Below are 18,887 nucleotides of genomic sequence, written 5' to 3'. Positions count from 1 at the left end.
ATCCGAGTTTTGTATCGGTCGGTAGGACGTCAGCGTAGCAAGGTTTTGTACCGATCGGTAGTGGGCTGGAGCACGATTTGTACCGAGCGGTAGAGTGTTGAGATGAGCACTGAGGTGTCGAACACCGGGCGACCGCGGGCCTTTGACGAGCAATCAGTCCTCGGCCGTGCCGCCGAGGTGTTCTGGCAGCGCGGCTACGAGGGCGCCTCGCTGAGCGCGCTCACCAGCGCGATGGGTATCAACCGCCCTAGTCTGTACGCCACATTCGGCAGCAAGGAGCAGCTCTTCCAGCGCGCCTTCGCTCGCTACCACGACACCCAGCTGGCCACTGCTCGCGCCGCGCTCGACCGGCCGACCGCATACGCGTCCATCGAGGCATTCCTGCGCTCCAGCGCCGACGGCCTCACCGCTGACGGCCATCCCACCGGCTGCCTCTCTATCCAAGGCGGCCTGGCCTGCGCGCCGGAGAACACCGGCATCTCCGACGTGCTGGCCGCCGGCCGCGCCGCCACCGAGGCCGCGATCCAGGACCGCTTGTCGCGTGCGGCCGCCGAAGGGGACCTCCCGCCCGGCGTTGACCCCCGAGCGTTGGCCCGCTTCGTCATGGCGCTCAGCGAGGGGCACGCCGTCCACGCCGCCGCCGGCGCCAGCCGCACCGACCTCCACGCCTCCGTCGACATCGCTATGCGTGCGCTGCCTCAGCCAAAGCAAGCGTGAGCACCTCGACAGGTCGCTGCGACCGACGTGCGGATGCACTTTCCGGTCGTGACGTGCGGATCAGTCGTTCGCGCCGGCGCCGCGGAAGGTCGGAACGTCCGAAAGCATGCCGGGAATCTCCGGGTTCAGGGCGCTGCGGCGGCGGTGCAATTCTTCGATCTTCGCGTACAGGTCAGGGTCGTCGTCGTCGCTGATGTCGAAGATGTCGAGGCGTTCGAGCAGCGCCAGGCCCAGGTGGTCGGTCCCGATAGTCGCGGGGTGGGTCAGGTACTGGTAGAGGCCGTCGAGGTCCTCAACGACGAAGACACAGCTGTAGTCGAAGTCCCCCCCGAGATCGCGGCCGACCATGAAGGACTTCACGGCCGGGTTCGACCGTCCTTGATTACGCCAGCTTTCCAAGGCAGCCTCGATTTGCTCGGGGGTGACTTCGGCCTTGGCCTTCGCGCGGTTGATGTGGTAGATCATTACTTCTCCTGTCGTTCCGGTGGGGAGTCAAACCCCGGTCGCGCTCACCTGATCGGTGATGATGGTGTCCAGGTCGGTGGCGGTGAGGCCGAAGAGGTCAGCTGTTTTCGAGGCGTCCACGAGGAACGGCGCGTACCACTGATAGTCCATTTCGGCCATCTCACGAGCCGCTGGCACGAAAAGTCCGGCCGTTCGCATTGCCGCACGTGGCATCGGAATCAGCTTGATCGGAGGCCGACCGGCAGCGGCGGCGTAGCGCCGCGCCAGTTCGCGGATGCTTATGGCCGGAGGCGACGGCACATGCCACGCCTGACCCAGCGCACGCTCGTCATTTCCGAGTGTGACCAGGGCCTGAGCCATGTCTCCGTTGAAAGTGAAGGTATGTGGCGTGTCCAGATCGGCCGGCACCCAGGCTGCTCGGCCCGACTTCATTGCCGGCTCGATGAGCATGGAATACAGGCCATTCGAGTCTCTGCCGATGTAGTCGGAGCCGCGAACCTCCACAGTGCGAATCCCGGCGTTCAGGGCCTGCTCCCACAGCCGTTTACGAAGACGACCCTTATGTCCAGTGGCGGCCATGGGGGTGTATTCGTTCATCATGCCGCCAGGCTGCGGGCCGTAAGCGTACATGCTGCCGGTAATAGTCAGGACGGTCCCGTTTGCTTTCGCGGCTGCGATCACTGCATTCTGAATGGGCGGCAACAAGCGCTCCCACATTGTGTAGGAAGGTGGGTTCGCGCAGTGATAAATCACCTTCGCACCGCGAGCCAGTTCGGTCAGGCGGTCCGGGTCGGAAGCATCCGCGGCGACCCGTTCGACGTGCGGATAGTCCGGGCCCGAGCCGCTACGCGTGACAATGCGGACGCTCTCGCCTTGGTCGGCGAGCAGGCGAGCGACATTCGTGCCGATGGAACCGGCGCCGATAACGACATGCATGGCCATGATGGGGTCCTTCATATGGAGAGGCGTCCCGAACTCATTTCAGATCAGGGACACAGTTCACTGATAGCTTTTTCGGAAACCGATCGGCCTGAACCTGGGCCGCCGGGCAGGCCTCAGGTCGGCGGTGCTTGACGTTGAATTACGCTGCGACCCCGTCGGTGAGCTAAGGGCTCGTAGCAATTACGTCGTCGAGTTTCCTGTTTGCTCACTGTTGCGTCGCACAAGTCACGACGCTATCTGCGACTCGCCGCGCTTTGGCAGAGCTAGATTTTTCTAACACTGTCAAGTTCGTGGTCGGTGCGTCGGCGATCGACCTGCTGCGTGCTCGCCGTCAGGCCGCTGGGCTTCATGAAGTCCCCTCATACCCCTCGTTGATCGCAACAGCCCGAAAGGCGAAACCAGCTAGGAGGCAGACGAATTCACATCTAGAAACCGAAAGGGGAGCCGTCCCCGGAGACGCCGACCACACCCCGTCAACATTGCGTCGCCTCCACGTCAACATCCCAGTCAAGAAACCCGGTTGACGAAAAAAAGCCGCAGGTCAGGGAAAAACCCCTGACCTGCGGCTTTATCGAACTACTACTGTGGGCGAAGGGGGACTTGAACCCCCACGTCCCGAAGGACACTGGCACCTGAAGCCAGCGCGTCTGCCATTCCGCCACTCGCCCGAGCGACTCGGAGACAGTATCACGCACCTCGCGTCAGCACGAAATCGCCTGTGTGGGCCTGTGACGCGGGGGCTGGACAAGCGTGGGAACCCGCTGATCGCGCCAAGAGTTACAGGTGTGGACGATCGTGGATATCATGCAATGAACGTGCTCGATACGCGACACGCCATACACGTGTGTCGTTGTTACGAATCAGCTGAAGAGACGCTCGCCGAAGGGAGGCCGAGATGGGCATCGTTTCACGGTTCGAGCGTCGTCTCCAGGGCGCCGTCGGTGATGTGTTCGCCAGGGTGTTCGGCGGCAACGTCGTGCCCCAGGAGGTGGAGGCGGCGCTGCAACGTGAGGCCGCCGATCATGTCCAAGAGCTCGACGGCGGACACCTGTTGGCTCCCAACAGTTATGTGATCACTATCAATTCCTCCGATCACCAGCAGTTGGACGCCGATCACGACCTCACCACCCGCGCGTTCGCCAAACACCTGCAGGATTACATCCGCGAGCAAGGCTGGCAGACCTACGGCGAAGTACACGTGGCGTTCGAGGCATCCCCTACGCTGCACACCGGACAGTTCAGGGCAAGCGGCCGGGTCGACCCGGACGTCGGTCGCGGAGCTTCACCAGCTCCAGGCCCTGGACCCACGCCACAACGACCTGCACACCCGCAACCAGGAGCTGGCCCCATGACGCAGAACTCAGGCTATGACCCGAGCCGTGAGCCCGCGGAGTCCGATCCACGCAACCGCGGGTACGCCCCACCGCCTGCCGGTCGTGGCGGCGCGCAGAACGGCGCGTACCGCGAGGATTACGCGCGTGGCGCGGCGCCCGACGGTCAGCAGGGTTACGGCGACTACCAGAACGGCTACGACTACCAGCAGGGTGGCCAGGCGTACGGCCAGCCGGGTTATCAGGAGCCGGGCTACGGCCAGCAGCAGGGCTACGCCGATCGCGGCTACGGCCAGCAGGGCTACCAGGAGCCCGCGTACGGCCAACCCGGTTATCAGGAGCCCGCGTACGGCCAGCCGGGATACCAGGAGCCTGCCGCCTATGGCCAGCCTGGCTATCAGGAGCCGGGCTACGGCCAGCAGCAGGGCTACGCCCAGCAAGGTTATGGCGATCAGGCATACGCGGATCCGGCCTACGGCCAGCAAGGCCAGGGCTATGCCCAGCCGGGCTACGGCCAGCAGGGCTACCAGGAGCCCGGTTACGGCGATCAGACGTACGCGGAGCCGGGGGCCTATGGTCAGGATGACCAGGGTGGTTACGGCCAGGCCTACTCGCAGCAGCCGGGTTACGGCGCGCAGCCGGGCTATGGCGCCGCGCCCGCGTATCCGGCTGCCCCGCAGGCGGGCTCGGGCTACTCGGCGACTCTGCAGCTCGACGACGGCAGCGGCCGCACGTACCAGTTGCGGGAGGGCAGCAACATCATCGGCCGCGGCCAGGACGCGCATTTCCGGCTGCCCGATACCGGCGTCTCGCGCAGGCACATCGAGGTCCGCTGGGACGGGCAGACCGCGATGCTTTCCGATCTGGGTTCTACCAACGGCACGCTGGTCAACGGTTCTCCCGTGCAAGACTGGCAGCTCGCCGACGGGGATGTGATCCGCGCCGGGCACTCCGAGATCCTGATCCGTATCGTCTGATCCCGTAAGCTGCGCGATGCAGGTCACGACTTGGCCATCGAGGATTCGTCGGTCGTATCGTGATCGAATTCGACCTACGGCCCTATGATGCTGCCAACACACGCACGGCACCGGAACCGGGGCCGGCAAGACCAGCATGCTGGTGGGGGTGGTCGAACCGCACCTACGGCACCGACATACACGGTCGAACAGGAGGTGGAACGCCGTGCAGGGACTGATACTGCAACTGACCCGTGCGGGGTTCCTGCTGCTGTTGTGGTTGTTCGTGTGGGCGGTGCTGCGCACCTTGCGCAGCGACATCTACGCGGCATCCGGCATACGGATACAGCCCAGGGCCGCACGCGGTTCCGCGGTGCTGCCCTCCTTCAGCCGGGGCCAGAAGGGCGCCAAATTTCTTGTGGTGACTCAAGGTTCACTCGCCGGCACCCGCATCTCGCTAGGCACCCAACCGGTGCTGATCGGGCGTGCGGACGACTCCACGCTGGTGCTCACCGATGATTACGCCTCGACAAGACATGCGCGATTGTCCCCGCGTGGCGATGATTGGTACGTCGAAGATCTCGGCTCGACGAACGGCACCTACCTCGATCGCGCGAAAGTCACCACTGCCGTGCGGGTTCCGCTCGGCACTCCTGTCCGTGTCGGCAAAACAGTGATCGAGCTGCGATCGTGACTCTCGTTCTCCGCTACGCAGCGCGTAGCGACCGCGGACTTGTCCGAGGCAACAATGAAGACTCTGTCTACGCGGGTGCGCGCTTACTAGCGCTCGCCGACGGGATGGGTGGCCATGCCGCGGGCGAGGTGGCGTCGCAGTTGATGATCGCCGCGCTCGCCCACCTGGACGACGACGAGCCCGGCGACGATCTGCTCGGCAAGCTCGACGCGGCGACCAGGGAGGGCAATGCCGCCATCGCCGATCAGGTCGAGGAGGAGCCCGAGCTCGACGGGATGGGCACCACGCTCACCGCGGTCCTGTTCGCAGGCAAGAAACTCGGCCTGGTGCATATCGGCGATTCCCGCGCGTACATGCTGCGCGGCGGCGAGCTGGCCCAGATCACCAGGGACGACACGTTCGTCCAGTCACTGGTCGACGAGGGCCGGATCACGCCGGAGCAGGCGCACACGCACCCGCAGCGCTCGCTGATCATGCGCGCGCTCACCGGCAACGAGATCGAGCCGACGCTGATCATGCGTGAGGCGCGGGCCGGGGATCGTTATCTGCTGTGCTCGGACGGCCTGTCCGATGTGGTGAGCGATGAGACCATCGCGAACACCATGCGCGAGGGCAGCACCGACGAATGCGCCGACCGGCTCATCGAACTCGCGTTGCGCAGCGGCGGTCCGGACAATGTCACGGTCGTCGTCGCCGATGTCATCGATCTCGATTACGGCCAGAGCCATCCGATCGTGGCCGGTGCCGCGTCCGGGGTGGACGAGGACACGCCGCCGCCGAATACCGCGGCCGGACGCGCGGCAGCCATGCGGCCGCCGCGGGCCGCGCCGCGCCGGGCCGCCGCCGCGCCGGAGCCGGAACCGAAGGGCAAGGCGCGCAAGCTGCGCTGGATCGTGCTGGCGTTCGCGCTGGTGATCGCCGTCGGGGTCGGACTGCTGGTCGGCTACAAGATGATTCGCAGCAACTACTACGTCGGGGCCGACAACGGCTCGGTGGTGATCCTGCGCGGGCTACCCGGCTCGGTGCTCGGGTATTCGATCCACGACGTGAATCTGGTCGGCTGCGTCACCAAGACCGGGGAGCTCTCCCTGGTCGACCCCGGCGCCGATATGCCGTCGTCCTGCAAGCAGCTGAAGGTCACCGACCTCAAGCAGACCGGACGCGAGCAGGTCGGCAAGGGGCTGCCGCCCGGTTCGCTGGATCGGGCCAAGGAGCAGATGCGCTCCGTCGCGCAGGGCGAACTGCTGCCGCCGTGCCCGGCGAAGACATCGGTGCCGCAGCCCGGCGTCCTGCCGACGCCGATCCCTGATCCGGCACCGCCAGCCTCGCTCGCGCCGCCTGTCCCGAACACCGCGGTCACCCCGACCCCCGAACCGGCGCCGCCCGCGCCGGGTACCGGTGACGCACGGGGCACCGAGATCAAGACGCCGACGAAGTCGGAGGCCCCGGTTCCGTCGTCGTCCGCGTCGCCGAACCCCCAGATCGCGGGGGAGAACTGCCGGGTGACGGACTGATGTCCGCGCCGGCACCGCCGTCCGCTGGGGCTTTTCCCAGTCCTCCCGGCGGCTTCGCTCCCGCGCCACCGCCGAGCACCCGACGCAATATCGAACTGTTGTTACTCGCGGGCGCCGCGGTGATCACGACGGTCTCGCTGTTCCTGGTCGAGGCCAGTCAAGAGCAGTCGATCACCTGGGACATCGCCAAGTACGGGCTGGCCTTCCTCGCCTTGTTCGGGGTGGCGCATCTCGCGGTGCGCCGGTTCGCGCCGTTCGCCGATCCGCTGTTGCTGCCGATCGTCGCGGTGCTCAACGGTCTCGGGCTGGTGCTGATCCACCGGCTCGACCTGGCCGATCAGCAGGAAGCGATCTACAACGCGTTGCCGGTGCCCTCCCCTGACGCCAACCAGCAGATCCTGTGGACCGCGCTCGGCATGGTGGTGTTCGTGGTGCTGCTGATCGTGTTGCGGGATTACCGGACGCTGGCCCGCTACGGCTACACCCTCGGCCTGGTCGGGCTGCTCGCGCTGGCGCTGCCCGCGGCACTGCCCGCCCGATTCTCCGAGATCAACGGCTCGAAGAACTGGATCAAGATCACCGGATTCAGCATCCAGCCCGCGGAATTCGCGAAGATTCTGCTGATCATCTTCTTCGCCTCGGTGCTGGTGGCCAAGCGCGACCTGTTCACCGCCGCCGGGCGGCACCTGCTCGGCATGGAGTTCCCGCGCGGGCGCGACCTCGGCCCGATCGTGGTGGTCTGGATCGTCTGCGTCGGCGTGCTCGTCTTCGAGAAGGACCTCGGCACCTCGCTGCTGATCTTCAGCACGGTGCTGGTGATGCTCTACATCGCCACCGAGCGGGTGGGCTGGCTGATCATCGGCGGCGCGCTGCTCACCCTCGGATTCTTCTTCGCCTACCAGACCTTCAGCCACGTCAAGGTGCGCACCCAGGTCTGGTTGCACCCGTTCGACGACTACAACAACACCGGCTACCAGATCTCCCAGTCGCTGTTCGGGCTGGCCACCGGCGGGCTGGCGGGTACCGGGCTCGGCGGCGGCAGGCCCAACAAGGTGCCCTTCGCCAAGACCGACTTCATCATCACCACGATCGGCGAGGAGCTCGGCCTGATCGGGCTCACCGCGGTGCTGGTGCTGTTCCTGGTGTTCATCGTGCGCGGCCTGCGCACCGCGCTCGCCGTGCGGGACAGCTTCGGCAAGCTGCTGGCGGCCGGCCTGGCGTTCACCGTCGCGATCCAGCTGTTCGTGGTGGTCGGCGGTGTCACCAAGCTGATCCCGCTGACCGGTCTCACCACGCCGTTCATGTCCTACGGTGGTTCGTCGCTGCTGGCCAACTACGCGCTGCTCGCGTTGCTGATCAAGGTCTCGGACGCGGCGCGCGCACCGGCACCGGCCCGCAAGGCCGTGCCTGCCGCACCGATCGCGGAGATGACCACCGAGCTGTTGCGCAAGCCCGAAGCGGGCCGACCGGAAGCGGGGCCCGCGACGTGAACACTCCGCTACGCCGGGTCGCCATCGCCGTGATGGTGATGATCGTCGCGCTGCTGCTCAACGCCACCTACGTGCAGGTGATCAAGGCCGACGACTACCGCGCCGACCCGCGCAACTCCCGGGTGCTGCTCGACGAGTACTCCCGCCAGCGTGGCCAGATCTCCGCGGGCGGCACCGTGCTGGCCAACTCGGTCGCCACCGAAGACCGCTACAAGTACCTGCGCACCTACCCGAGCTCGCCCGAGGCCTACGCGCCCGCCACCGGCTTCTACTCGATGCAGTACCGCACAACAGGTTTGGAGCGGGCCGAGGATTCGGTGCTCAACGGCTCCGACAGCCACCTGTTCGGGCAGCGGCTCATCGACATGGTGTCCGGGCGCGATCCGCGCGGCGGTAACGTGCTCACCACCCTCGACCCGGCCATGCAGCAGGTCGCCTACGACCAGCTGACCAGCAAGGGCTTCACCGGCTCGGTGGTCGCGATCGAGCCGAGCACCGGCCGCATCCTCACCATGGTGTCCACCCCGAGCTACGACCCGAACCAGCTGTCCAGCCACGACGGCGCGCACGGCACCCAGACCTGGGAGGCGCTGAACGCGGACCCACGCCAGCCGATGCTGAATCGGGCTGTCTCGCAGACCTATCCGCCCGGTTCCACGTTCAAGGTGGTGCTCACCGCAGCCGCGCTGGCGAACAACATCGCGACACCGGACGATCAATTCACCGCGGCACCGAACATCACGCTGCCGGGCACCAGCACCACGCTGGAGAACTACGGCGGCTCGACCTGCGGCTCGGGCCAGACCGCCTCGCTGACCGACGCGTTCCGCCTCTCCTGCAACACCGCGTTCGCCGAACTCGGCGTCAAGGTCGGCGCCGCGAAACTGAAGGACCAGGCCGCCGCCTTCGGCATCGGCGAGAACCGGTCCATCCCGATTCCGGTCGCGGAGAGCACCGTCGGCACCATCCCGGACAACGCCGCGATGGCCCAGAGCGCCATCGGGCAGCGGGACGTGGCCCTGACGCCGCTGGACAACGCGGTGATCGCGGCGACCGTGGCCAACGGCGGCGTCCGGATGGAGCCACACCTGATCGACCAACTGCAAGGGCCCGACCTCAGTGAATTGTCCAAGACCAAGCCGGTCTCGCTCGGCCAAGCGTTCAATGCCCAGGTAGCGTCACAGCTGACGAATCTGATGATCGCGTCGGAGAACAACACCACCGGTGGCCAGTCCTCCGCCCGCTATCAGATCGCGTCCAAGACCGGCACCGCCGAGCACGGCAGCGATCCACGTAATACCCCTCCGCACGCCTGGTACATCGCCTTCGCGCCCGCGCAGAATCCGAAGATCGCCATCGCGGTGATCGTGGAGAACGGCGGCGACCGGGCACTCGGCGCGACCGGCGGCAAGGTGGCCGCGCCGATCGCGCGTGCGGTCTTGGACGCCGGTCTGCGAGGCGGCTGAACGATATGGATGTGCGAGTGAAGGTACGGGGATGCTGAACAACGGTGCGATGATCGCCGACCGCTACCGCCTGCAACGCCTGATCGCGACCGGCGGCATGGGCCAGGTCTGGGAGGCGCTGGACACCCGGCTCGATCGCCGGGTGGCCGTCAAGGTGCTCAAATCGGAGTTCTCCGCCGACCCGACGTTCCGGCATCGGTTCCGCACCGAGGCCAGGACCACCGCCCAGCTGAACCACCCTGGGATCGCCGGCATCTACGACTACGGCGAGACCACCGACCCGCAGGGCAGCGAAACCGCCTATCTGGTCATGGAACTGGTCCAGGGCGAGCCGCTGAACACGGTGCTGAACCGGCTCGGCAGGCTCTCCGTCGGGCAGGGGCTCGACATGCTCGAGCAGACCGGCCGGGCGCTGGACGTGGCGCATCGGGCCGGTGTGGTGCACCGCGACGTGAAGCCGGGCAACATTCTGGTGACGCCGACCGGTCAGGTGAAGATCACCGACTTCGGCATCGCCAAGGCCGTGGACGCCTCGCCGGTGACCAAGACCGGCATGGTGATGGGCACCGCGCAGTACATCGCGCCGGAGCAGGCGGTCGGCGAGGACGCGACCGCCGCCAGCGACGTGTACTCGCTCGGCGTGGTCGGCTACGAGGCGCTGGCCGGCACTCGGCCGTTCAGCGGCGACGGCGCGATCACCGTCGCGATGAAGCATGTCCGCGAGACGCCGCCGCCGATGCCGGGCGACCTGCCCGCCAACGTGCGCGAGCTGATCGAAATCACCATGGGCAAGGATCCGAAGGGTCGCTATTCGCGCGGCGGCGAATTCGCCGACGCGGTGGCCGCGGTGCGCGCCGGCCGCAGGCCACCGACGCCGACCGGGGCCAACCCGTCGCTGTCGATGACCGGTGCCACCCGGGTGCTGCCGCCCGGACCGACCGTCGCGATTCCTTCCACGCCAACGGATTTCGACGGCGCAACGGTGCACTACTCCGCGCCGGCCGGCGCGGCACTCGGCAACGCGGGCTACGCCAACGGAGCCGGGGCTCCCGCGACGATGCTCAATCCGGGCACCGGCGGTAACCAGGTGTCGCCGGGTAACGGCCAGCGCTTCAACACAACTCAGAAGTGGATGGTCGCGCTCGGCGCCGGTGCGGTGCTGCTGCTCGCCGCCGTGCTCTATCTGATGTTCGGCGGCGACACGAACCCTGATACCAAGGTCCCACCGGTCACCTCGTCCACACCCGCGCCCAAGCCGCCACCGCCGCCGGTGACCAGCACGACGACGCCCAAACCTGTTCCGCCGCCGGTGGTGACCACCACCGAAGCGCCGACCACCACCACCGAACCGCCGACGACGACGCCCGAGCCGACGACGACCACACCGCCGCCGAGCACGACGACGCCGCCGAAGACCACGAAGCCGACGACGACTCCGCCCACCACCCTGCCCCGAATCCCCACCATCGACATACCATTTCCGGGGAACAACAACCCCGGTGCCCGGAACCCCGCGGCTACCCCGAGCGCGCCAAATAACTCTTCGCAAGGACAACAATGACGACCCCGAAGAATCTCTCCTCCCGCTATGAGCTGGGCGAGATCATCGGGTTCGGCGGCATGTCCGAGGTGCACAAGGCGCGGGATCTGCGGCTCAGCCGGGACGTGGCGATCAAGGTGCTGCGGGCCGATCTGGCCCGCGATCCCACCTTCTACCTGAGATTCAAGCGCGAGGCGCAGAACGCCGCGGCGTTGAATCATCCGGCCATCGTCGCGGTGTACGACACCGGCGAGGCCAAGGTCGACGACGGTCCGCTGCCCTATATCGTGATGGAGTACGTCGAGGGCGATACGCTGCGCGATATCGTGCGCGGCCAGGGTCCGCTGCCGCCGCGCCGGGCCATGGAAGTCGTCGCGGATGTCTGTGCCGCACTGGATTTCAGCCACAAGGCCGGCATCGTGCACCGCGACATGAAGCCCGCCAACATCATGATCAACCGGGTCGGCGCGGTGAAGGTGATGGACTTCGGCATCGCTCGGGCGATCGCCGACGCCGCCAACCCGATGACGCAAACCGCCGCGGTGATCGGTACCGCGCAATACCTTTCGCCCGAGCAGGCGCGCGGCGAGACGGTCGACGCCCGGTCCGACGTGTACTCCGTCGGCTGTGTGCTGTTCGAAATCCTCACCGGTGAGCCACCTTTCACCGGTGACTCGCCGGTCGCGGTGGCCTACCAGCACGTCAGGGAGGATCCGCGGCTGCCGTCGCACGTGCATCCCGGCATACCGCGCGAGCTCGACTCGGTGATCCTCAAGGCGATGAGCAAGAACCCGGCCAACCGCTATCAGAGCGCGGCCGAGATGCGAGCCGACCTGATCCGGGTGCTCGGCGGGCAGAAGCCGATCGCCCCGATGGTGATGACCGACGAGGACCGCACCACCGTCTTCGGCGCCAACGAGCCCGCGCCGCGCAGCTACCGCACCGTCGAACGCGACGACGACACCGCCGAGCAGGGCCCGCCCGAGTCCGGCGGCGCACGCCGCACCATCTATATCGGCATCGCCGCGGCCGCCGGTGTCGCCGTGCTGCTCGCCCTGTTCTGGGTGCTGATCGGACCGGGCAGCAAGCCGGATCAGGTTGCCGTGCCCGACCTTTCGGGCAAGACCTCGCAGCAGGCGACGGACGCGTTGCAGCAGGCGGGCTTCAAGGTCGCCATCCAGCAGAAGCCGGACAGCAAGGTCGCGACCGGCAATGTCATCTCCACCGCGCCGCTCGGCGGTTCCCGGCAGGACAAGGGCAGCACCATCACGCTGCAGGTGTCCACCGGTCCCGCGCAGGTTCAGGTGCCCAAGCTCGACGGGATGAGCCAGCAGGAAGCCGAAGTGGCGTTGCGCAACAGCAACCTGAAGATCGATCCGCAGGTGCAGAAGAAGCCGTCCAGCACGCAGGACACCGACAAGGTCATCGGACAGGATCCGTCGGCGGGCTCCAGGGTCGACGTCGACAAGGCCATCGTCATCACCATCGGCTCCGGTCCGGAGTCGGTCCGGGTGCCGAACGTGATCGGGCAGGACATCGACGTCGCCAAGCCGAACCTGGTGGACAGCGCCGGCTTCAAGATCCAGATCCAAGAGGTGCCGTCGTCGCGGCCCAAGGGCGAGGTGCTCTCGACCAGCCCCGCGGGCGGCGCGACGGCCGAGAAGGGCTCGACGGTCACCGTTCAGGTGTCCAGCGACCAGATCAAGATGCCGTCGCTGGTCGGGCTGACGGTCGCGCAGGCGGTGGACAAGCTGCGTGCGGAGGGTTGGACCGGCACGCAGAGCCAGATCAGCCAGTCGCCGCAGGGCACGTTCGATACCAGCAGCGTCGGCCGGATCCTGAGCCAGCAGCCGTCGGCCAGCGGTTCGATCCCGAAGAACGGGACGGTGGCCGTCGGCGTCGGTGTCCTCGGTCCGCCGTGACAGGGCGCATTTCGTAAAAACACAGACCGGTCGGTGTGATCGGCGGGAGAATGGGGCTGCTTCATCCCACTTCAGCTCGGCTGAGTACGAGGAGGTAGCCCCGCATGACCACCGCCAGGGACATCATGAAACCCGGTGCACAGTGGATCTCCAAGGATGAGACCGTCGGCAAGGCCGCCAGGGTGATGGCCGAACTCGGCGTGGGATCGCTCGTCATCGCCGACGACAACGACCGGATGTGCGGGATCATCACCGATCGCGACATCGTCGTGAAATGCATTGCGCAGGGCCGTTCCCCGGCCACCACGCGCGCCGCCGAGCTGTGCGAATCGACGCCGCGCTGGGTCGACGCCGACGCCGATGTCGAGGATGTGCTCGACGCGATGGAGATGCACCGGATCAAGCGGATGCCGGTGATCGACAACAAGCGTCTCGTCGGCATGATCAGCGAGGCCGACCTGGCCAGGCACCTCGACGACAACCAGCTCGGCGAATTCGTCACCGCGCTCTACGGTCGGCCCTAGGACAGCTCGAGGTGGCGGTTCATCGCCATCGCCGCCTCCGCCAACTCGGTCAGCTCGACCACCTCGACGCCGTGCTCCCGTAGTTTTTCCACGCCGACGCAGTTGGTCACGAAGGTCGCGGGTTCACGCCAGGCGAGGACCACCCGGGGAATCCCCGCCCGCAGGATCCGGTCGGTGCACGGCAGCCGGGACGCCGTGCCGCGCTGCGAACACGGTTCGAGGGTGGTGTAGATCGTCGCCCGCGCGAGGCGGGGATCGTCCGCGTCGAGCTTGTTCAGCGCGGATTCCTCGGCGTGCACCTTGGCATCGGTCTCACGCGAGTAACCGGTGGCGATCTCCACACCATCGGCCACGATTACCGCGCCGACGGAGAACGCTGTCTCGCTCGGCGGGCAGAGCCGCGCGAGTTCGATAGCGCGTCGCATGAAGTCCTGGTCGGTCCGGCCTGCTGACTTCGGGAGGTAGCGCAGGACCGCGATATCACCGACCTGACTGACGTCGGCCAGTCGCATGCGGCGGTGCGGGGTGCCGGGAAAGCTTGCGGCATCGAGGAATCGGGGTGCTGCGGGGTCGCCGACCAGCAGGGGCGCGACGGCCAGGTGCAGTTCGTCCGCGAGGTCGGCGGCGAGGAAGGTGGTGTGGATGCGGGTGCCGCCCTCGACCATGAGGCGCGCGATGCCGCGGCGGCCCAGTTCGTCCAGCAGCACGCCGAAGTCGAGTTCGGTTCCGAGCGAAACGACTTCGGCGAGCCCGGACAAGCTGTCGGCGAGCCGCTTTGCCCCCGCCTCGGTCGTGTAGACGAGCTTGTCGCCGCCGTGATGCCAGAACCGCAACTCCGGATCCAGCTCACCGCCGGCCGTCACGGTGATCTTCAGCGGAAACTCCGGCTTGCCCGCGGCGATCCGCGCCGCCCGGCGCTCGGCGCTGTCGACCAGCAGCCGGGGATTGTCGCGGCGCAGCGTCTCGGCCCCGATCAAGATCGCATCGGAATCCGCGCGCACCTGGTCGACGCGATCGAAATCCGCCGCATCCGACAACCGCAGCCGGTCGCCGCTCGCGTCATCGATGTACCCGTCGACACTCACCGCGACGGAAAGCAGCACATGGGGACGAGTGACGCCGTGCGCTGGGGAGCCGACAGTGCCGTCTTGCTCGCTGTTACTCACAACCGCACCTCATCCACAACGGCCTTGCATTGCCTACGCCGCACCTGCGGCTTCGCACGATCGACACCGAACGCGCCCCGCCGAAATGCCAGCGGACCACCCATAGCCGCGCGGGGCTGGAACTCACCTTCGCCACGCATTAGCGAGCCGATGTCGACCCCTCGCGCACGCACAGTCGTGCCGCCGCCACGCACTGATAGCTCGCTGCCTGCGCTCATCCGCGGCTGCGCCCACACGGCGCGCAACTTCGCGCTGCCTGGGCCACCTCGGCCGACAACTCGCTGATCATGGGTCCACGCAGCTGCGCCGCGCAGTTCGCGACGCTGCGGCACACTCACGGCCGCACCTCGCCGGCGGTCGGCTCCGCCGTGCGCGAACGCCCGCGATGCCATTGGTTCGCTCACCGGTGCGCACTCACTGCAGCACCAGCGCCGCGACCTCCGCCTCCAGCATCTCCACCAAACCCTCGGCCGGCCGTTCGCCGCAGCTGCCGAGCCAGTTGGCCAGCATCCGATGCCCGCCCTGAGTCAGCACCGATTCGGGATGGAACTGCACGCCGTGGATCGGCAGGGTGCGATGGCGCATCGCCATCACGATGCCGGTCTCGGTGCGGCCGAGCACCTCGATCTCCTCGGGCAGGGTCTCCTCGAGCACGGTGAGCGAGTGGTAGCGGGTGGCGGTGAACGGGTCGGGCAGGCCGGCCAGCACGCCCGCACCGATGTGGAAGACCGAGCTGGTCTTGCCGTGCAGCAGCTCCGGCGCGCGAGTCACGGTGGCACCGAAGGCCTCGCCGATGGCCTGATGGCCCAGGCACACGCCGAGCAGCGGGACGGCCTGGGCGGCGCAGGCGCGCACCAGGTCGATGCTGCGGCCCGCTCGATCGGGGGTGCCGGGGCCGGGGCTGATCAGGATGCCGTCGAATTCGGCGACGACCGCGTCCACATCGGCCAGGTTCGCGTCGTCGTTGCGCCAGACCACGGCCTCGACGCCAAGCTGACCGAGGTACTGGACCAGGTTGAACACGAAGCTGTCGTAATTGTCGACGACGAGAACACGCATGGTCCGAGATTACGTCCCCGCACGGCGCCGCGTCGCATCCAATACCAGTTGGGATAGCCTAGAGACACACCGGAGGGCGCCAGAGCCCTCGTCCACCGTGGCGAGCGAGCTCCGCACGACCCCACACGCGCCTGCCCCGCCGGTACCGACCTGCACGCCGAAATACGAGGACGTCATGCCCAAGTCGAAGGTCCGGAAGAAGACCGACTACACGATCAACCCTGCCAGCCGGACGCCGGTGAAGGTGAAGGTCGGGCCGTCGCCGGTCTGGTACGTCACCATCATGCTCGGGTTCATGCTCGCCGGACTGGCGTGGCTGCTCGTCTACTACCTCGCCGCCGACCACATCGGCTGGATGAGCGACCTGAACGCCTGGAACTTCCTGATCGGATTCGGCCTCATGGTCGTCGGCCTGATCATGACCATGCGGTGGCGTTGACACCACATCTAGGTTGTTCCGGGTAACGCGGACACCACATCTGGATTACAGACGTGTCATTCATGCACACCTGTGGATGAACCTGTGGACAACTCGAGGAGCGATTGGGGAAAGTGACGCGTGACACCTGATTCTCCCGATCCCCAGCCGTTGGATCCCGACTCGCGCGACGCCACCCCGCGCCTCGCCTGGACCACACCGGCACCCGCGCTCATCGCGGTCACCGGTGGCGGCATCATCCTCGCCGTTGCCGCGATCCTGGCCGACGAGGCCGCCAGTCGGCTACTCGTCGGATTGGCGGCGGCGGGCCTATTGGTGCTGGCCGGGCTGGGTTTCCGGCAGCGTCCTCGGCTCACCGTGGTCCCCGGCGCCGACCCGCGCCTGGTCGTGCGCAACCTGCTCGGCGCCGACGAATACGCCCGCGATCAGATCATCCGCGCCAGGGTCGTCGACTATCGCCGTCTGGGTCGCAAGATGCCGATGCTGGAGATCGACGTCGACCACGACGGCACCGAACGGCTGCTGATCTTCGGCCGCTGGGATCTCGGCACCCGGCCCGACGATGTGTACGACACCCTCGTGCAGACCCTCCGGCTGTCCGGCGAGACCACTCGCTGACCCTCGCCGGGCGGAGTTATGCACAGGCCGCATCGGATGCTGCGGTCACGGGATGGTCAGTAAATTCGTGTGCGCACCGATCGCGCGCGGTGGCAGGAGTAAGCGCAGCCGATGACACGTCCGTGGCGCGGCTCCTCGTGTTTCACGTGAAGCCGCGAATCGCGAATCAGGCCAGCGACATTGCGGTAGCGCCGATCACGCCGACCGCCACCAGCGCGACCAGCACGACGGCGACCCAGCCGATGAGGCGAGCCGTCCCTTGCGATGTCGCGCGCAGCCAGCCGGGCAGGAACAGGATGCCCAGCGTCGCGATCGTGCCTGCGGCCAGTCCGCCGAGGTGTCCCCACAGCGAGATGCCCGGCAGCGAGAAGCTGATGAAGACGTTGATGCCGATCAGGATCAGCATCTGATTCGGGTTCTGCCGCAGCCGGATCAGGATCACGGTGATCGCGCCGAACAGGCCGTACACCGCGCCCGAGGCACCCGCGGTCGCGGTGTCCTGCGAGAACGCCATCACCGCGGCGGAGCCACCGAGCAACGACACGAGATAGACCGCGAGGTAACGCAGCCGCCCGAGCACCAGCTCGGTATCCCGGCCGATCATGTACAGCGCGAACATGTTGAGCAGCAGGTGGATCGGACCGTAGTGCAGGAAGCCGGAACCGATCACCCGGAACCACTGGCCGTCCGCGACGTACGGCGGAAAGAGCACCCAGTCGTGGAACAGCGCCGAGGTCCGGTTCTCCAGCAGGCTCTTCGACTGTGCCGCGGTGATCGCGTAGATCGCGACGTTGATCGCGATCAGCGCGTAGGTCGCGTACGGCAGGGACGCCCTGGCCACCGGCGCACCCGCGACGGTGCGCACCGGTGCCACGTCACGCTGCTCTTGCCGGAGGCAGTCGACACAGTGCTGGCCGACCGCCGCGGGACGCAGGCATTCCGGGCAGGCGGGCCGTCCGCAGCGCGTACACGCCAGGCCGGTCGGACGTTGGGGATGGCGAACGCACGTCTGCGCAGGCGGCTGGGCGGTCATAACCTCATTCGATCGTGATCTTGGTGATTTCGACGGATTCCAGGGGGCGGTCGTTGCGGTCGGTGGCGGTGGTGGCGATCGCGTCGACGACCTTGCGCGACTCCGGATCGACGACCTCGCCGAAGATGCTGTGCTTGCGGTTGAGGTGCGGCTGCGCGCCGACGGTGATGAAGAACTGCGAGCCGTTGGTGGCCGGCCCCGCATTGGCCATCGCCAGCAGGTAGCCGCGGTCGAAGCGCAGTTCCGGGTGGAACTCGTCGCCGAACTCGTAGCCGGGTCCGCCGCGCCCGGTGCCGGTGGGATCCCCGCCCTGAATCATGAACCCGGCCATCACGCGGTGGAACACGGCGCCGTCGTAGAACGGGCCGGTGCTGCCGCCGCTCGCGTTCGCGGTGGTGTACGGCGCCGAACCGTCGGCGAGGCCGATGAAGTTGCGGACCGTCTTGGGCGCGTGGTTACCGAAGAGCGAGATCTTGATGTCGCCGCGATTCGTGTGGAGCGTCGCCACAGCGGTCTGATTCGGTGAGGTCACGCCGCAATGCTACGGTCTCGCCGCCCCGGAACTTCAGCGCACCGACCGGTGCCACTCGTGTCGGGTTGCGCCGAGTGGTCGAGATCCGGGTCCGCGCGCTGGGTTACCCGGGCATGAACGAAAGCCTGCGCCGCCGCGTCGAGGCTGAGCTGTCGGTCACCCGCCGCTGCTCGACCTGAGCGGATGGGTAGCGGATCCGAACCGCCGAGCACGCCGCTGAGCTGGCGCTACTGCATGAACGGCCCGGTTGTGCCAGCATGGGCCAATGACCTTGGGGCCCCTACATGTATCCGCACGTACTCGTAACCGGCTCATTGTCGCGGCCGCCGTCGCGCTGGCGGGTGCCGTGGCCCTGCTGATCCGCAGCAAGCGGCCGCAGCCGCCCGCGCCCGCCCCGGCGCCGCCGCGCATCGGCTACTCCCGCAACGGCTCTGCGCCTGCTCCTGTTGCCCACGGAATGGCCCACGGAGATAACTGAC

18 protein-coding genes and 1 tRNA gene are annotated in these 18,887 nt (G+C 67.2%); 12 read left to right on the top strand and 7 right to left on the bottom strand.

Features of this window, described 5'->3' with window-relative positions; translation table 11 throughout:
• Positions 1-102: 102 nt before the first annotated feature.
• Positions 103-717: a TetR/AcrR family transcriptional regulator gene (locus ACFWF1_RS03240; RefSeq protein ID WP_379283133.1), complete on the top strand. Its 615-nt coding sequence runs from the start codon at positions 103-105 to the stop codon at positions 715-717.
• 60 nt (positions 718-777) lie between these two features.
• Here ACFWF1_RS03240 and ACFWF1_RS03235 read toward each other — a convergent pair whose 3' ends face one another.
• The 3 genes from ACFWF1_RS03235 to ACFWF1_RS03225 all read right to left on the bottom strand — a co-directional run bounded on the left by ACFWF1_RS03235 (position 778) and on the right by ACFWF1_RS03225 (position 2,792).
• Positions 778-1,182, bottom strand: a complete 405-nt coding sequence (locus ACFWF1_RS03235; RefSeq protein ID WP_379283134.1) for a Dabb family protein — start codon at positions 1,180-1,182, stop codon at positions 778-780.
• A gap of 27 nt (positions 1,183-1,209) precedes the next feature.
• Positions 1,210-2,124 carry an NAD-dependent epimerase/dehydratase family protein gene (locus ACFWF1_RS03230; RefSeq protein WP_379283135.1) on the bottom strand — a complete coding sequence of 305 codons (915 nt, stop codon included), beginning with the start codon at positions 2,122-2,124 and terminating at the stop codon, positions 1,210-1,212.
• A 585-nt stretch (positions 2,125-2,709) separates the two neighbouring features.
• Positions 2,710-2,792: transfer RNA gene (locus ACFWF1_RS03225), tRNA-Leu, on the bottom strand.
• A 227-nt stretch (positions 2,793-3,019) separates the two neighbouring features.
• On the opposite strand from ACFWF1_RS03225, the gene ACFWF1_RS03220 reads away from it, so the two are divergent.
• From ACFWF1_RS03220 to ACFWF1_RS03185, 8 genes are all read left to right on the top strand, one after another.
• A complete protein-coding gene (locus tag ACFWF1_RS03220; protein WP_379283136.1) occupies positions 3,020-4,432 on the top strand; it encodes an FhaA domain-containing protein in 1,413 nt (470 codons plus the stop codon).
• A 205-nt stretch (positions 4,433-4,637) separates the two neighbouring features.
• Complete coding sequence (locus tag ACFWF1_RS03215; RefSeq protein WP_014980860.1) at positions 4,638-5,105, top strand: FHA domain-containing protein; 468 nt, start codon at positions 4,638-4,640, stop codon at positions 5,103-5,105.
• Positions 5,102-6,619 (top strand): PP2C family protein-serine/threonine phosphatase, encoded by a 1,518-nt coding sequence (locus tag ACFWF1_RS03210; RefSeq protein WP_379283138.1) that lies wholly within the window; start codon positions 5,102-5,104, stop codon positions 6,617-6,619. Before ACFWF1_RS03215 ends, ACFWF1_RS03210 begins: the two co-directional genes overlap by 4 nt.
• A complete protein-coding gene (locus ACFWF1_RS03205; protein WP_379283139.1) occupies positions 6,619-8,109 on the top strand; it encodes an FtsW/RodA/SpoVE family cell cycle protein in 1,491 nt (496 codons plus the stop codon). Before ACFWF1_RS03210 ends, ACFWF1_RS03205 begins: the two co-directional genes overlap by 1 nt.
• Positions 8,106-9,575, top strand: a complete 1,470-nt coding sequence (locus tag ACFWF1_RS03200) for a peptidoglycan D,D-transpeptidase FtsI family protein (RefSeq protein ID WP_379283140.1) — start codon at positions 8,106-8,108, stop codon at positions 9,573-9,575. Before ACFWF1_RS03205 ends, ACFWF1_RS03200 begins: the two co-directional genes overlap by 4 nt.
• Before the next feature lie 31 nt (positions 9,576-9,606).
• Complete coding sequence (locus tag ACFWF1_RS03195; protein WP_379283141.1) at positions 9,607-11,136, top strand: serine/threonine-protein kinase; 1,530 nt, start codon at positions 9,607-9,609, stop codon at positions 11,134-11,136.
• Entirely contained in the window at positions 11,133-13,037 is a 1,905-nt protein-coding gene (pknB, locus tag ACFWF1_RS03190) for a Stk1 family PASTA domain-containing Ser/Thr kinase (RefSeq protein ID WP_379283142.1), read from the top strand. Before ACFWF1_RS03195 ends, pknB begins: the two co-directional genes overlap by 4 nt.
• 104 nt (positions 13,038-13,141) lie before the next feature.
• On the top strand, positions 13,142-13,561 hold the full coding sequence (locus tag ACFWF1_RS03185) for a CBS domain-containing protein (RefSeq protein ID WP_379283143.1): 420 nt from the start codon (positions 13,142-13,144) through the stop codon (positions 13,559-13,561).
• Here ACFWF1_RS03185 and ACFWF1_RS03180 read toward each other — a convergent pair.
• The gene (locus ACFWF1_RS03180; RefSeq protein ID WP_379283144.1) at positions 13,558-14,727 is read right to left on the bottom strand and encodes a dihydrofolate reductase family protein; all 1,170 of its coding nucleotides are present in this window, start codon (positions 14,725-14,727) and stop codon (positions 13,558-13,560) included. The two genes, ACFWF1_RS03185 and ACFWF1_RS03180, sit on opposite strands and share 4 nt — an antisense overlap.
• A gap of 414 nt (positions 14,728-15,141) precedes the next feature.
• Positions 15,142-15,786: an aminodeoxychorismate/anthranilate synthase component II gene (locus ACFWF1_RS03175; RefSeq protein ID WP_379283145.1), complete on the bottom strand. Its 645-nt coding sequence runs from the start codon at positions 15,784-15,786 to the stop codon at positions 15,142-15,144.
• Positions 15,787-15,961: 175 nt separating this feature from the next.
• Between ACFWF1_RS03175 and crgA the strand changes: the two genes are divergently transcribed.
• Positions 15,962-16,225, top strand: coding sequence for a cell division protein CrgA (gene crgA, locus ACFWF1_RS03170; RefSeq protein WP_357380114.1), 264 nt, complete (start codon positions 15,962-15,964; stop codon positions 16,223-16,225).
• Between the two features lie 120 nt (positions 16,226-16,345).
• A complete protein-coding gene (locus tag ACFWF1_RS03165) occupies positions 16,346-16,843 on the top strand; it encodes a PH domain-containing protein (protein ID WP_379283146.1) in 498 nt (165 codons plus the stop codon).
• 166 nt (positions 16,844-17,009) lie between these two features.
• Here ACFWF1_RS03165 and ACFWF1_RS03160 read toward each other — a convergent pair whose 3' ends face one another.
• Both ACFWF1_RS03160 and ACFWF1_RS03155 read right to left on the bottom strand, forming a co-directional pair.
• Positions 17,010-17,876, bottom strand: a complete 867-nt coding sequence (locus ACFWF1_RS03160; RefSeq protein ID WP_379283147.1) for a rhomboid family intramembrane serine protease — start codon at positions 17,874-17,876, stop codon at positions 17,010-17,012.
• Positions 17,877-17,880: 4 nt separating this feature from the next.
• On the bottom strand, positions 17,881-18,408 hold the full coding sequence (locus tag ACFWF1_RS03155; RefSeq protein ID WP_375907562.1) for a peptidylprolyl isomerase: 528 nt from the start codon (positions 18,406-18,408) through the stop codon (positions 17,881-17,883).
• Positions 18,409-18,673: 265 nt separating this feature from the next.
• On the opposite strand from ACFWF1_RS03155, the gene ACFWF1_RS03150 reads away from it, so the two are divergent.
• On the top strand, positions 18,674-18,886 hold the full coding sequence (locus tag ACFWF1_RS03150) for a hypothetical protein (RefSeq protein ID WP_379283148.1): 213 nt from the start codon (positions 18,674-18,676) through the stop codon (positions 18,884-18,886).
• The last annotated feature ends 1 nt before the right edge of the window (position 18,887 follow it).

It is taken from the genome of Nocardia sp. NPDC060255 (assembly GCF_042727395.1).
Taxonomy (GTDB): domain Bacteria; phylum Actinomycetota; class Actinomycetes; order Mycobacteriales; family Mycobacteriaceae; genus Nocardia.
Note: the sequence above shows the minus strand (reverse complement) of the source record. Positions and strands in the feature narration are given on the sequence as shown.